General features: G+C 63.5%; 10 protein-coding genes. 1 reads left to right on the forward strand and 9 read right to left on the reverse strand.

Annotated features, from left to right (window positions below; translation table 11 throughout):
* On the forward strand, nucleotides 1-384 hold a 384-nt coding region (locus WC739_RS19685; protein WP_372954696.1), incomplete at its 5' end, for a gluconokinase.
* A gap of 22 nt (nucleotides 385-406) precedes the next feature.
* Here the strand turns inward: WC739_RS19685 and WC739_RS19690 are convergent.
* The 9 genes from WC739_RS19690 to pbpC all read right to left on the reverse strand — a co-directional run.
* The gene (locus WC739_RS19690) at nucleotides 407-856 is read right to left on the reverse strand and encodes an Rrf2 family transcriptional regulator (RefSeq protein WP_372954697.1); all 450 of its coding nucleotides are present in this window, start codon (nucleotides 854-856) and stop codon (nucleotides 407-409) included.
* A gap of 248 nt (nucleotides 857-1,104) precedes the next feature.
* The gene (locus WC739_RS19695; RefSeq protein ID WP_372954698.1) at nucleotides 1,105-2,091 is read right to left on the reverse strand and encodes a sulfate ABC transporter substrate-binding protein; all 987 of its coding nucleotides are present in this window, start codon (nucleotides 2,089-2,091) and stop codon (nucleotides 1,105-1,107) included.
* Nucleotides 2,092-2,397: 306 nt separating this feature from the next.
* Nucleotides 2,398-3,438, reverse strand: coding sequence for a sulfate/molybdate ABC transporter ATP-binding protein (locus WC739_RS19700; protein ID WP_372954699.1), 1,041 nt, complete (start codon nucleotides 3,436-3,438; stop codon nucleotides 2,398-2,400).
* Between the two features lie 12 nt (nucleotides 3,439-3,450).
* The gene (gene cysW, locus WC739_RS19705) at nucleotides 3,451-4,335 is read right to left on the reverse strand and encodes a sulfate ABC transporter permease subunit CysW (protein ID WP_372954700.1); all 885 of its coding nucleotides are present in this window, start codon (nucleotides 4,333-4,335) and stop codon (nucleotides 3,451-3,453) included.
* The gene (cysT, locus tag WC739_RS19710; RefSeq protein ID WP_372954701.1) at nucleotides 4,328-5,179 is read right to left on the reverse strand and encodes a sulfate ABC transporter permease subunit CysT; all 852 of its coding nucleotides are present in this window, start codon (nucleotides 5,177-5,179) and stop codon (nucleotides 4,328-4,330) included. The genes cysW and cysT overlap by 8 nt, the downstream gene beginning before the upstream one ends.
* A 20-nt stretch (nucleotides 5,180-5,199) precedes the next feature.
* Nucleotides 5,200-6,225, reverse strand: coding sequence for a sulfate ABC transporter substrate-binding protein (locus tag WC739_RS19715; RefSeq protein WP_372954702.1), 1,026 nt, complete (start codon nucleotides 6,223-6,225; stop codon nucleotides 5,200-5,202).
* 203 nt (nucleotides 6,226-6,428) lie between these two features.
* Nucleotides 6,429-7,532, reverse strand: coding sequence for a TIGR03032 family protein (locus tag WC739_RS19720; RefSeq protein ID WP_372954703.1), 1,104 nt, complete (start codon nucleotides 7,530-7,532; stop codon nucleotides 6,429-6,431).
* A gap of 79 nt (nucleotides 7,533-7,611) precedes the next feature.
* Nucleotides 7,612-12,624, reverse strand: coding sequence for a beta strand repeat-containing protein (locus WC739_RS19725; protein WP_372954704.1), 5,013 nt, complete (start codon nucleotides 12,622-12,624; stop codon nucleotides 7,612-7,614).
* 424 nt (nucleotides 12,625-13,048) lie between these two features.
* On the reverse strand, nucleotides 13,049-15,016 hold a 1,968-nt coding region (pbpC, locus tag WC739_RS19730; RefSeq protein WP_372954705.1), incomplete at its 5' end, for a penicillin-binding protein 1C.

The raw sequence follows: 15,016 nt of genomic DNA on the forward strand, positions 1-15,016 counted from the left end.
AACGTGGCGTGCATGGCAAGTGGCCAGCCGCTCACCGACCAACTGCGCGAGGGCTGGCTGGATGCGATCGGGGAGCGCATCGCACTATCGGCGGCGCAAGGCCAAGGGGTGGTTGCCGCCTGCTCGGCGCTGAAACGCGCCTATCGCGAGCGCCTGAGCGGCTTTTGCGGCGATATCGTCTTTCTCTATCTGGAGATCGATCCGGTCACGGCCAAACTCCGCGTCGGCAACCGCAAGGGCCATTTCATGCCGGCAAGCCTGGTCGACAGCCAGTTCGCCATACTCGAACCGCCCGAAGCGGAAGAACGGGCATTCACGCTCGACGCGACGCGCCCGATCGGCGACATCGTCTCGGCGGCGCTCGGCCGGATACGCGCCTTATAAGCCGTCACCGGGTCGTGAATCGCTAGATCCGCGATGTCAGTTCGACAGGAAAGTCATCATTGTCGGCATCGCGCATGGCGGCGAGGCTGCGATTGTCCAGCACCTCGGCGATCGCCTGGCGTACCTCCAGCATCATGTGCCTGACCTGGCAGGTCGCCTCGTCGCAGTCCTCGCACCGCTGGTATTGCGTGCGGCTGGCGCAGGGGATCGGCGCCAGCGGCCCGTCAAGCACGCGCACGACATGGCCGATCCTGATTTCCGAGGCAGGGCGGGCGAGGCGATAGCCTCCTTCCTTGCCCTTGCGGCTCTGGACGAAGCCGGCATTGCGCAACTCGCCCAGGATCGCGTCGAGAAACTTCTTCGGGATGTTGTTGGCGATGGCAATGTCGTTGACGAAGGCCAATTGGCCCGCCGGCAGACCGGACAGATGCACGAGGGCCTTGAGGCCGTATTTGCCTTTTTTCGTCAGCATGCCCTGATCAACCCATAAAGCCCCAACCACCCGCATCTGGCGACTGTTTGTGTGCAAATAATGACACTTGTCCGCGATGAGGCGAAGCAAGACCGCCGTCGAAGGGAAATGTTGGACACAAACGCGTTGATTCTTTCTAACGTTTTGTCAGGCGGCCGCCGATATTCCACTGAAAACCGGAACGCCGGTGCAGGAAACGGAAAAAGCCGGCGACGCGCCGGCTCTCTCATTCAACCCGACGAAGGATGTCAGCGGCTGCCGTAGGCCTGGTCGAGCAGGCCGCCGGCGGCGAAATGCTCTTTCTGGATCTTGTCCCAGCCGCCGAAAACGTCTTCCACCGTCAGCAGGCGGACCTCGGGAAACTGGTCCTTGTATTTGGCGGCGACGGCCGCGTCGCGCACCCGGTTGCCGTTCTGGGCGAGGATATCCTGGCCCTCCGGCGTGTAGAGGAAGTCGAGATAGGTCTTGGCGAGGTCGCGCGTGCCATGGTCGTCTGCGACCTTGTCGACGATCGCCACCGGGAATTCGGCCAGCAGGCTGACCGATGGCGTGACCTGCTCGAACTTGTCGTCGCCATATTCCTTGCGGATGCCGCGCGTCTCCGACTCGAAGGTGATCAGCACGTCGCCGATCTCGCGCTGCACGAAAGTGGTGGTCGCGGCACGGCCGCCGGTGTCGAAGATCGGCACATTGGCGAACAGCTTGGTGATGAACTGCTGCACCTTGGCGTCGTCGCCCTTGAAAGCTTCCTTGGCGTAGGCGGTCGCGGCCAGATAGGTGTAGCGCGCATTGCCCGACGTCTTCGGGTTTGGGAAGATCACCTGCACATCGTCGCGGACCAGATCGCTCCAGTCCTTGATATGCTTGGGGTTGCCGGCGCGGACGAGGAACGAGGGCAGCGAATAGAAGGGCGAGGCATTGTCGGGAAAGTCCTTCTGCCAGTCGGCGGAGATCAGCCCTTTCTTGACCAGGAAATCGACGTCGGGGACCTGGTTGAAAGTGACGACATCGGCGCCGAGCCCTTCGGCGATGGCGCGGGCCTGGGCCGAAGTGCCGGCATGCGACTGGTCGATGGTCACGCCCGGATGCGCTGATATGAAGGCCTTGTTGACCTGGACGAACAGTTCGCGGCCGACATCATAGGAGGCGTTCAGCAACTTGTCGGCCGACCAGGCTTGGGAGGATGCGAGGAACAGGCCGGCGACAGTGACGACGCCGAGGAAAAATCGCTTCATGAAAACAGGGCTCCGGATGCAATGCGTCATGGCCCGACAATAGCCGTGGCACAGGGGGCGGGGCGAGGCATGCATGACGGTTCCGCGGCCTTGGCGCGGAAAAGATGTGAGAAACACGGCGTGTCTTTAGAATTCTGTTCCAGATAGGCTTTGCTTCAGCCTGCGATTTTCTGTTGATTGCGTAGTGGCGCCTTTTGGTAAGGGAGACCATTACGCCCCAGCATCGTCATCCAACAACGACTCCATCGAAGGAGGCCAAGCTCCTCCGCAACAACCGCAGCCAGGCTGTTGGAATAGCGCTCGGGATCAAGCGACCGGAAACAGTTTCCAGCGCCCGGGCCGGAATGCCACGCGGCTTTTCTGCGCGGCGGGATGGCCGACCGGCAGTTCGATCTCGACGCGCCGGCGGTCGCCGCCGATTTCGAGTTCGACCCGTCTTGTGCCGGCGACGCGGCGGCTGGCAACGACAGTGCCGGCGATGCAGCCGCTGCAGCCGTCCAGAAGTTCCACATCGTGCGGACGGAAGTAGAGTGTCGCGTCGCCCGCGGTCGCATGCGGCGCCGCCAGTCCGATCGGGCGGTCGGCCAGCCATATTTCGCCATTCTCGACCTTGACGGGAAGAGAGCTCGACTCGCCGATGAAGCCATAGACGAAGGGCGAGTTCGGCGTGTCGTAGATGTCGTCGGCGGTGCCGACCTGCTCGATGCGGCCCTGGCTCATCACCACGACGCGGTCGGCAAGCTCCAGCGCCTCCTCCTGGTCATGGGTGACGAAGACGGTGGTGTGGCCGGTGGTATCATGGATTTCGCGCAGCCAGCGGCGCAGTTCGCGGCGTACCTGCGCGTCGAGCGCGCCGAACGGTTCGTCAAGCAGCAGCACCCTGGGTTCGATCGCCATGGCGCGCGCCAGCGCCACGCGCTGACGCTGGCCGCCGGAGAGCTGCGCCGGATAGCGTTTTTCGAGGCCCGAAAGCTGCACGAGGTCGAGCAGTTCGGAGGCGCGGCGGCGGATTTCCTGTGCCGGCGGGCGCGTCGGCCCATGCCGGACCTTCAGGCCGAAACCGATATTGTCGGCCACCGTCATGTGCCGGAACAAGGCATAGTGCTGGAAGACGAAGCCGACATTTCGCTCCTGGATCGACCGGTGGGAGGCGTCCTCGTCGCCGAAGAAGATTTTTCCGCGCGTCGGCCGTTCCAGCCCGGCGATGAGCCTGAGCAAGGTTGTCTTGCCGGATCCCGACGGGCCCAGCAGTGCGATCAGCTCGCCCGACTTGATATCGAGCGACACGTCGTGCAGGGCCGGAAACCGGTCAAACTCCTTGCGCACGTTGGCAACGCGAACTTCCATCGGCAGAACCTTCTAATGCCCGCGCGTCGCGGCGATCTCGGCGCCGTAGCGCATCTCGAGAAGTGTTTTCAAGACCAGCGTGACGAGCGCCAGGCCCGCCAGCAATGAGGCGACGGCAAAGGCGCCGACGGCATTGTACTCGTTATAGAGGATTTCGACATGCAGCGGCATGGTGTTGGTGAGGCCGCGTATGTGGCCAGACACCACCGACACAGCGCCGAATTCGCCCATGGCACGCGCGTTGCACAGGAGCACGCCGTAGAGCAGGCCCCATTTGACGTTGGGCAGCGTCACATACCAGAAGGTCTGCCAGCCATTGGCGCCGAGCGAGAGCGCCGCCTCCTCGTCGCCATTGCCCTGCTCCTGCATCAGCGGGATCAGTTCGCGCGCGACGAAGGGGAAGGTGACGAAGACTGTGGCAAGCACGATGCCCGGCACCGCAAACAGGATCTGGATGCCATGCGCCTTCAGCCAGCCGCCGAGCAAGCCCTGGGCGCCGAACAGCAGCACATATACAAGGCCCGATATGACCGGGGAGACCGAGAAGGGCAGGTCGATCAGCGTGGTCAGGAAGGCCTTGCCCTTGAACTCGAACTTGGCGATGGCCCAGGCGGCTGAGATGCCGAAGACGACATTGAGCGGCACCGAGATGGCCGCCACCAGCAGCGTCAGCCGGATCGCCGAGCGGGTATCGGAATCGCTCAGCGCCCGGGTGTACGCACCGACGCCCTTTGCGAGGGCTTCATGGAAGACGATGATCAGCGGCAGCAGCAGGAACACACCGAGGAAAGCGAAGGCGATGGCCATCAGGACGGCCTGCGCCGGCCGGCTCTCGGTCACCGCAGCCGAGCGGCTCTCATGGTGTGGTGCCCAGGATTTGATCTCGGGGTCAGCCATAGCGCTTGCGGCTCCATGACTGTGCGAGATTGATGATGAGGAGCATCACGAATGACAGCAGCAACATGATCGCCGCGATCGCGGTCGCCGCGGGGTAATTGTATTCCTCCAGCCGGATGACGATCAAAAGCGGTGCGATTTCAGACTTGTAGGGCAGATTGCCGGCGATGAAGATGACCGAGCCGTATTCGCCGACGCCGCGCGCAAAGGCAAGCGCGAAGCCGGTGGTGATGGCCGGCGCCAGCCCCGGGAACAGGATGCGGGTGATGATCTGGAAGCGGCTGGCGCCAAGCGTGGCGGCGGCCTCCTCGACCTCCCGGTCGATCTCTTCCATGATCGGCTGCACCGTGCGCACGACGAAGGGCAGGCCGATGAAGATCAGGGCGATGACGATGCCCAGCGGCGTGTAGGCAACCTTGATGCCCAGCGGCGCCAGCAACTTGCCGATCCATCCGTTCGGCGCATAGAGCGTGGTCAGCGCGATGCCCGCCACCGCGGTCGGCAGGGCGAAGGGCAGGTCGACCATCGCGTCGACGATGCGGCGGCCGGGAAAGCGGTAGCGCACCAGCACCCAGGCGACAAGCGTGCCGAAGACGACATTGACGGCGGCCGCGATGAAGGCGGTGCCGAAGCTGATTTTAAGCGCGTTGAGGGTGCGACGGTCGGTTACGATTGACCAGAATTCGGGCCAGCCAAGGGCGGCCGAGCGCCAGACCAGCCCCGACAGAGGAATGAGGATTATCAGGGTGAGGTAGGCAAGCGAGAAGCCGAGCGTCAATCCGAAACCCGGAATGACGCTCGGCTGCCTGAACCGCCACCCCGCTTGCGCGGGTGCTGTGGTCATATCGTCCTGATCCGGTTAGCTCACTGGGCCGGCTTGTAGATCTGGTCGAATATACCACCGTCGCCGAAATGGTAAGGCTGTGCTTTCTTCCAGCCGCCAAAAAGCGGATCGTCGATCGAGATCAGCTTGATCTCCGGCGTCTTCGGAATATCCGCCGGCGCCACGAGTTCGGGCTTGGCCGGACGGTAGTGGTTCTTTGCGATGATCGTCTGCGCTTCCTTGGAATAGAGCCAGCCGAGATAGGCTTCCGCCACCTTGCGCGTGCCCTTGGCGTCGACATTGGCATCGACAATCGCCACCGGAGGCTCGGCGAGGATCGAAGTCGGCGGATAGACGATCTCGAAATTGTCGGCGCCGAATTCATCGATCGCCAGATAGGCGTCGTTCTCCCAGCCGATGAGAACGTCGCCAATACCCTTTTGCGCGAACGTCACTGTCGAGCCGCGCGCTCCGGTGTCGAGTACGGGAGCGTTGGCGTAGAGCTTGCCGACGAATTCCTTGTTCTTGGCTTCGTCGCCGCCATCATGGGCGTTGGCATAGGCCCAGGCGGCCAGGTAGTTCCAGCGCGCGCCGCCGGAGGTCTTGGGATTGGGTGTGATCACCTGGACGCCGTCCTTTACCAGATCGCTCCAGTCATGGATGCCCTTGGGGTTGCCCTTGCGGACCAGGAAGATGATCGTAGAGGTGTAAGGGGCTGAATTGTTTTCGAATTTCTTGCGCCAGTCGGGGTTGATCTTCTTCGACTTGGAGACGATGGCGTTGATGTCGCCCTCGAGCGCCAGGGTCACCACATCGGCATCGAGGCCGTCAATCACGGCGCGCGCCTGGGCGCCCGATCCGCCATGCGACTGTTGGACGGTGACCATCTCGCCGGTCTCGGCCTTCCAGTGCGCGATGAATGCCTCGTCATAGGCCTTGTAGAGCTCGCGCGTCGGATCATAGGACACGTTGAGGATGGTGGTGTCGGCAAACGCGAAACCGAGCGTACCAAACTGGACAGACGTTGCGACCAGCGCGCCGAGCAGTTTCCTGAAATGAGGTTGCATTCCCGCCTCCGTTGATTTGAAGCGAACTCTATCGAATTGATAGAATTTAGATGCAATCAATGTTGCCTTTTTCGCCTAACGGAAGAAAATATTCGGCTAGAAATCGCCAGGTTGAGAAATTTCTTCCTCATTCGTGCGCTGTCGCAGCTTCGCGCTCACGCCAATGTCTTGTCAGGCCGCGACTGGTGGACTGCCGACGATGCTCAGCCGTCGCTGTCGATGGTGATCAGCGAGGCCATGTTCGGGCTGTTCAGCGGCACCGACGAGGGGCAACGGCAACCGGGTATCACGGCGACGTCGAACAGCTCGGTGATATGCCCCTTCAACTCGATCCACTCGGCGATGCCGCCTGTGTGCAGGTCGATGATGTAGAGTGCGCAACGCGGCTCGGCGTCGCGCGTCTGGAGATTGGCCTGCAGCGGCAGATCCTTGAACAGGCCGTCGCGCGGCAGCGACGTGGTGACGATGGCAAATCGCCCGTGAAAGCTCAGGCCACGCAGGAAGCCGGGGCAAAAGGCGATGTTCTGCTTTTCATGCGTGACGGGATCGATGCGCACCAGGAATCCGCGGCCGGAATCGAGCACCCAGAGCGCACCATTGTGGACACGCGGCGAATGCGGCATCGACAGATCGTCGACCACCACCTTGTCCTCGGTGATATCGATGATCATGCCGCCTTCCCAGCGGCGGTCGCGCCAGCCTCCGACCGAGTCCGACCGGCTGATCGCGCTGACATAGCGGGCACGCCCGTCCTGCATGGCGAGACCATTGAGGTGGCACCGATCCTCCGGCACAAGCTTGCTGATGAAGGACGGCTTCCACAGCGGCCGGAAGGAATGGGTTGGGCTGAGCGTCGCCAGGCAGGAGAATTTGGTGTTGATGAACACGACCTGCCCATCGTCGCGCACGGCCAGTTCATGGATGTCGAGGTCGCCGGTGTAGGATGCAGCGCGCGGCATATACATGCGGTCGTAGACGGCGTTGGCGAGCTGGCCCGGGCCGAGGATGTTCTCCAGCCGCCACACCGCCGTGTCGGAGGCAAGGATGATGCGCTGCCCGGCAACCGTCACGCCCATCGCCCTGGTGAAGCTGGTCTGGTGGATCGAGGCTTTCTTGTCGGCTGTCAGGCCGACAAGGAACAATTGTCCTGTCTGGTAGGACGTGAAGGCCAGCGAACATTGCGCTGTCTCCATCCAGTTGATGAAGCCGCGCGACAACGAGACATTGGTCTGCTGCTCTGCAGGGCCGGCTGGCGCGGCTTGTGCCGGTTTCGCCGTGGGCTCCTCGGTGGCGCTGGATTTGCTCACGCTTGCTCCTTGGATGGACCCGTTCATGACTACGCCGGCCACGAGGGCCGGCGCAAGAAGTTCAGATGCGATAGGTGAATTACCAGCCGTAGCGAAGGGCGGCGCTGATGGAGCCGGCGCTGTAATTGTCGCCGAAGCGGACGCTGCCCCGCACCAAGCCAGACCAGTTGCTGGAACTGGCCACGTTCACGCCGACGCCGACTTCGCCGAATGTCCCGTTGCCGGCGCTGTCGGTCGCCGAGAACGCGTTGCCGGGGAAGTCGATGTTGACGGCATTGTCGCTGCCAAAGTGGTTCCACACGCTCAGTGTCAGGTCCGGACTGACGGTCATGCCGTTCATCTGCATGTCGGTGCCGACGCGCACGCCGATCCTGGCGCGGCCGCTGCTGCCATTCTGGAAGTCGATGTCGCCGGCGAAGAGCGAGACCGAGTCCATGTTGGTGTGAACCCATTCCAGGCTGGCCTGCGGCTCGATGAAGCCCCAGCCCATGGCAACGCGGTAGCCTGTGTCCAGCCGCACGCCGAGGTTGGTGGCGTTGGTGCTCGCGCTGTCGCCGATGGCGCCCTGGCCGTCGTGAATATCGACATTGAGGAAGTCAGCCTTGACGAGCCCGTCGAGGTAGAAACCGCCGCTCAGATAGGTTGCGTAGGCGCCGACCGTGCCGCCCTTGTAATCCCAGCTGTCATCGGTCGCCTTGAAGTCGAGCTTTGAGGTGACATAGCCGCCCATGACACCGAACAGCAGGTCGCCACCGGCGACTCCTCCGATGCCCATGTCGACGCCGCCGAGGAAGGCGCCGGTGCGCTGCTTGCGATCGAGATTGAGCGTCTCGGTCTGCAGAGAGATCGGATCGGTGTAGCTGACGTCGCTGTCGCGGCTGGACCAGTCGCCCATCGCCCGCGCCCAGACACCGCCCATGCGCGTGGTGAGGTTCTCCTCCGGCATGTCGGCGTTGTGGGTGCCGCTTTGCTGCGTGCGCAAATCGGCCATGCGGTCTTGCCAGAAGCCGGTGGTGTCCTGCCACACATCCTGCGCGCCGGTGATGCCGGCGGGCAGTTCATAGGCCGCGTTGCCGAGCCCGACATAGCGCAGGCCGTGCTGGTCGCCCTGCAGGAAGAGGTCGTAGGCGAACAGGCCTGCACTGACCGGCGCGGCGACATCGAAATTGCTGTCCGACGTAGCCCCGTTGACGGTGACGACCGGGATGAAGGTGGTGGTCGGCACGCCGGGCGCAATGGCTGTGACATTCACCACGAGATTGGTGTGGCCATAGGAATTGCCGCCGATCGTCAGCGTATCCGACGTGTTGTTCGAGAAATCGGCATCCACACCGAGCCTGGAATTGCCCTGGCCGGTGAAGTTGCCACTGGTGGTCAGGCTGTCGCCGACCACGCCGTCGATCATGGTCGTCAGGCCGGGCCCGGAGCCATAGCTGCCATTGACGAAGTTCTCCAGGCCGGAGAGGGTGACCGTGTCTGGCGACAAGCCGAAATAGCTGCGGGATGCGTTGACGACACCGGCATTGTAGAGCGTGTCGTTGCCGGCGCCGAACGTGCTGTTGGTGATCGCCCGGAAGAGCCCCTTGTCCTGGATGTTCATGATGTTGCCGGCATCGCTCAGCTCGACCCGGCCGGAGATGATGCCGCTGTCGTTGATCTCGACCGTTCCGGCCGTCGATTTGATGGCAAGGAAGTTGTCGGCGCCGACAAAGCCCGACGTGCCGACATTGACGATCGCGCCGCCGGTCGAATTGACACTGATGCCGCCGAGCAAGCCGTAGACCTGGCCATCATTGGTGACCTGGATACCGCTCGCGGTGCCGGTCGTCGCGGCGACGACACCGAAGTCGTCGCCATACAGTGTCGCGTCCTTGCCGTTGGCGATGATGATGTTGCTGTTGGCGCCGACCGTATAGGCGGCGAGCCCGGCAAATCCGCCATAGGCATTGATCGATGCCGTGTTGTTGACGGTAACGCTGCTGTTATCGCCATTCGATTTGGCAAAGAAGCCTTGGCCGGCGGTCGTCGTGATATCGCCGCTGTTGGTCACGAGGACAGTACCATCTGCGCCATAGGTATAGGCGGCGATGCCCTTGCTTCCCGAATTGATCGTGGCAGCATTGGTAACGGTGACCGTGCCGCCATTGTCGGCATTGGCGACCGTTCCAGCCTCGGCGAAGATGCCATAGGCCATGGTGCCTGTCGTGGTGATGGTGCCGCCAGCCTTGTTGTTGACGACGACGCTGCTGTTGTCGCCCTGGCCGCTGTAAAAGTTCGCAATGGCTGAAATGCCCGCCGCGGAGGTGCCCTGCGTGGTGATCGCGCCATTGTTGGTAACGCTGACCTGGCTGTCGTCGCCGCTCACATCGGCGAAAATACCGCTGGCGCCGCCGGACGTCGAACTGCTGGCGCCGGTGCTGATGCTGCCGCTGTTGTCGACCGTCACGATGCCGCGTGCGCCGGCCGAGCGGGCAAAGATGCCGACGGAATTGGTGCCGGTGTCAATGTCGCCGGTATTGGTCACGTAGATATGCAGGTCGGATCCCGTGAAACTTCCGCCGTTGACGGCCTCTATTCCCGCCGACTTGTTGTCGCCCGCCGTGGTGTCGATGGCGCCGCTGTTGGTGATGCGGATCGTCGAGTCCCCGGCACTGGCAACGGCCTTGATGCCGTCGGAATATTTGGCGAGGCCTGTTCCGGCGACGATGTTGCCCTTGTTGTCTATGGTGATGTCGCCGCCGCTGCCATAGGTGAAGGCGCCGATGCCGATATAGCCGGCGCTGATCGTGGCTGCGTTGGTGATCTTGATGGTGCCGTTGTCGTTGGCATTGGGACCGGTCCCGACAGCGTTCAAGCTGCCAGCCGTGGCGGCGATGCCGTAGGCGTCGACCCCCGTAGTGGTGATCGTGCCGCCGGCCTTATTGTCGATGACGATCTTGCCATTATCGCCGTTGTAGTAATTGGCGATCGCGGAGATGCCGGCGGCGCTGTAGCCCGTGGTGCTGATGGCGCCGTTGTTGGTGACGCTGACCAGACTGTTGTCGCCGTCGACGTCGGCGAAGATGCCGCTCGACCCCCCCGAGGTCGAGGCGCTGGCGCCGGTGACGATCCGGCCGCTGTTGTCGACAGTGGTGGAGGCGTTGTCGCCGCCAGCGTTGGCGAAGATGCCGACGGAATTGATGCCGGTGCTGATGTCGCCGGAGTTGGTCACAGATATATGGACGTTGGCGCTGGTGAGTGCGTTGCCGCCCGTGGCCTGGATGCCGACCGACCTTTCACCGCCCGCGGTTGTGTCAATGTCACCGGTGTTGGTCACGGTGATGGTGCCGTCCCCTGCCGGGGATCCGATCAATGCCTTGATGCCGGTGGATTTTTCGCCACCGCCGGTTCCCGAGGTGATGTTGCCCTTGTTGTCTATCGTGATGTTGCCGCCGGTACCGTAGGTGAAGCCGGCTATGCCCATGTAGCCGGCGCTGACGCCAGCCGCGTTGGTGATGGTGACCGTGCCGCCATTGTCGGCATTTGCCGCACCGACTTTGCCGGTCTGGGCAAAGATGCCGTAGGCACCGGCGCCGGTGGTCGTGATCGTGCCGCTCGCCTTGTTGTCGACGATGACGCTGCCATTGTCGCCATTGTAGAAATTGGCGATCGCCGAAATACCCGCGGCGCTGGCGCCGATCGTGCTGATCGTGCCGCTGTTGGTGACTTTGACCTGGGTGTTGTCGCCGTCGACGTCGGCGAAGATGCCGGAAGAGCTGCCGCTTAACGAAGCGCTGCTTCCAGTCTGGATGTTGCCGCTGTTGTCGACCGTGACCGTGCTGCCGGTGCCGCCCGAGCGCGCGAAGATGCCCTCCGAATCCGCGCCGGTGGTGATGTCGCCGGTGTTTTTCACCGAGATCTGGAGATTGGAGCCGGTGAACAGTGGGCCGTTGATGGCCTCGATGCCGATCGAATTCGCACCGCCCGCCGTGGTGTCGATGTTGCCGCTGTTGGTGACGCTGAGCGTCGAGTCGCTACCGTTGGCAACCGCCTTGATGCCGTCGGAGCCATCGTCACCGCCGTTGCCGGAGGTGATTGCGCCGCTGTTCTCGATGGTGATGTCGCCGCCGCTGCCATAGGTGAAGGCGCCGACGCCGATATAGCCGGAATTGATCGTGGCGGCGTTGCTGAGCTGGATAGTGCCGCCATTGTCAGGGTTGGGAAGGCTGTTGCTCGGCGAGATGCTGCCCGCCTGGGCGAATATGCCGTAGGCGCCATTGGTCGTGTTGATCGTACCGCCGGCCTTGTTGTTGATGACGATGCTGCTGTTCGAGCCGTTGTAATAGCTGGCGACCGCGCTGATGCCGCCCGCGCTCAGCCCCGTGGTGGTGATGGCGCCGCTGTTGGTGATATCGACCAGGCCATTGTCGCCGCCGACATTGCCGACGATGCCGGTGGACGTGCCGGATGTCGACGTGCTGTAGCCGGTCTGGATGCTGCCGCTGTTGTCGATCGTCACGACATTGCCGCTGCCGTAGCTGGCGCGGCCGAAGATGCCTTCGGCGTTCGGGCCGGCGGTCAGGTCACCCGAATTGGTGATGGTGATGTGGGTGTCGTTGCTGAAGACGGTGCCGCTGGTCGTGGCGTCGGTCGCCTTGATGCTGTCGCTGAACGAATTGATGGTGCCGCTGTTGTTGATGTTGATGTCGGCGCCAATGCCGTTGGTGCCGGCAAAGATGCCGCGCGCGCCGGTCGACTGCGAGTAGGACGGCCCGGGGATGAGGGATCCTGGATCGGTCGTCAGCGTGCCGCTGTTGGTGATATCGACCGTGTTGCCGTCGCCCGTCGTGACGATGCCGATCGCGTTGTCACCCGCCACGGTTGCCGTGCGGGCATCGGTGTTGGTGCAGGAAATCGGCGTCGCCGCACCGGCGACCGTGATCGGAGCGGGCGAGGGCGGCTGCGCGCAGTTCGCTGCGAATGACGGTGAAGCCGAAATGGCTACGAGCGTCGAGCCGAGCGCTGTTCCCAGAAGGAGCAGGCGGCGACGTCTTGGCGCGGATTGAATCTTGACGCTCGTGAAAGCGACTTCGGAACCGAATGCATGACCCATTTGAGGCCCTCCCGCGGCGATATGGGTTGGTGCGCGGAAAAAATGCAAATGGAGTCTCCGTGAGGTCCTACGAAATCGATAGATCGATAAATGCTGTTGCAATATTGCCACTAGGGCCTTGTTTCTATTGTCCTTAACGTCTGTACAAGTACGATAAGGCAGGCGCCGGTTTGATTAATTCATCCAAGCGACTTTCGTCTTGGCGTCCAGTGTTCCGAGGCGATGGTAACTTTAGCCAGCAAATCGTTGCAAGTCTAAGTGCCACCACTCGCGCGTGCATAGTTGTCGAAGGCGATCCGGGTAGCGGGCAGCCGTGCGGCCTGTCACCGCTAGGGGCCGAGCGGGGGCTGCGATGATCCTCGCGACGTCGTAATGGACGGTCCTGCCACCGATGGTCCGCCCATTCGTTGGACGCGGGTTCGGCCTATTCGACGAACACTTTCACGCTGGCCGCGCGCCCTGCAGCATCGATGACGGTCAAAGTCGAATAACCGGCGCCGTCCGGCATCCAGGTCGCGGTGCGGCGGCGGTCGATGCCGGTCAGCGGCTTGCCGTTGGCCAGCCAGCGGAACGGCGCGCGGCCGCCCTGCAGTTTCAGCACCAGCGGCGAAGCGTCGGCCGAATTGGCGGCGAGGTCGACGCGGGCGCCGTTGGGCGGAAAGATGATGATGGGCGCGGGCTCGGTCGGCGTCGCCTGCACCAGGCCGTCGGCGCCTGCGCCGAAACGGGCGAGCGTCACCGGCAGGTCCTCGCGCTTGGGCGTGAACATGCCGGGCGGCTTACCGGGCAAGGGAACAGTGGCCAGGCCCGAGCGAACGAAACCCTCGAACAGGATGGGGGCGGCCGAGACGTAGCCGGAAAGGCCGGGCACCGCGCCGGCATCGGGGCGCCCGACCCAGACACCCAGGACATAGCGGCCGTCGAAGCCGACCGACCAGGCATCGCGATAGCCGTAGGATGTGCCTGTCTTGTAGGCGATGCCGCGCTGCAAGGCGCCTTCCGGCGGCTTGACCCCCGACAAGATGTCGGTGATCTGCCAGTTGGCCTGGCCATCGAGAATGGTGGTGCTGGCGACCTCGGCGCTGGCCGGCTCGGTGCCGTCATGCAGCGTATGCGTCTTGCCGCCATTGGCGAGCCCTGTGTAGAGCTGGACGAGATCGCGCAGCGTGATGCCGACGCCGCCAAGACCGATGGCCAGGCCCGGCGCTTCGTTGACCGGCAGCACCGGGCTCACGCCGGCCTGACGGAAACGCGCCATCAGCCGCGCGGGCCCGACCGCGTCGAGCACGCGGATGGCCGGCACGTTCAGCGACAATTGCAGCGCCTGGCGGATGCTGACATCACCCTGGTAGCCCATGTCGAAATTCTTTGGGCGGTAGCCGGAGAAATCGACGGGGCTGTCCTCGATCAGCATTTCCTGCGCCACCAGTCCCTGCTCGAACGCAAGGCCATAGATGAACGGCTTCAGCGTCGAGCCGGGCGACCGGACAATCTTGGTCATGTCGATCCAGCCGGAGCGGCTGGCATCGAAGAAATTGGCCGAGCCGACTTCGCCGAGGATGTCGCCGGTGCGGGAATCGGCCAGCACCATGGCGACGGAGAGCCGCGGCCCAAGCCTGGTGGCGGCATCGCGCGCCACCTGCTCCAGCCCTTCCTGGACGCTCTTGCGGATCGTCAGTCGCAGGGGCTGGCCGGGCAGGGCCTTTGGCAGCATCGCATAGGCGGCGTGGGCGGCAAGCGCCGGCAGGGTGCGGCGCAGGCCCGAGACGCCGTCCAGCGCGGCGCGCGCGGCCTCGCGTTCGCCAAGCAGGCCTGAAGACACCATGCGGGCCAGAACCCGGTCGCGGGCGGCATGGGCAATCCCGAGGTTGCGATCTGGCCGTCGCTTTTCCGGCAATTGGGGGAGGGCAACGAGCAGGGCGGCTTCGGAAACGCTGAGCCGCGTCGGTTCCTTGCCGAAATAGGCGAGCGAAGCGGCCCGCACGCCTTCGAGATTGCCGCCATAGGGCGCCAGCGTCAGGTAGCGTTCGAGGATCTCGCGCTTGGACAGCCGGCGCTCGATCTGGATGGCGCGCAGCATCTGCTTGAGCTTGGAGCCGAGGCTGCGGCTTTCGCGTGGCTCGATCAGACGGGCGAGCTGCATCGACAGCGTCGACCCGCCGGAGACGATATGGCCGCTGGTGGCGAACTGGCCGGCGGCGCGCGCCAGCGCCAGCAGGTCGACCCCCTCATGGTCCCAGAAGCGCTTGTCCTCATAGGTGACCAGCATGTCGACGAATTGCTTGTCGACCTGGTCCAGCCGGGTTCCCAGCCGCCAGTAACCATCCGGCGTGGCGAAGGCACGCAACAGCTGGCCGTCGCGGTCCTGGACTTCGGTCGAGACCGTGAGTTC

It is taken from the genome of Mesorhizobium sp., from assembly GCF_041661565.1.
Classification (GTDB): Bacteria; Pseudomonadota; Alphaproteobacteria; order Rhizobiales; family Rhizobiaceae; genus Mesorhizobium.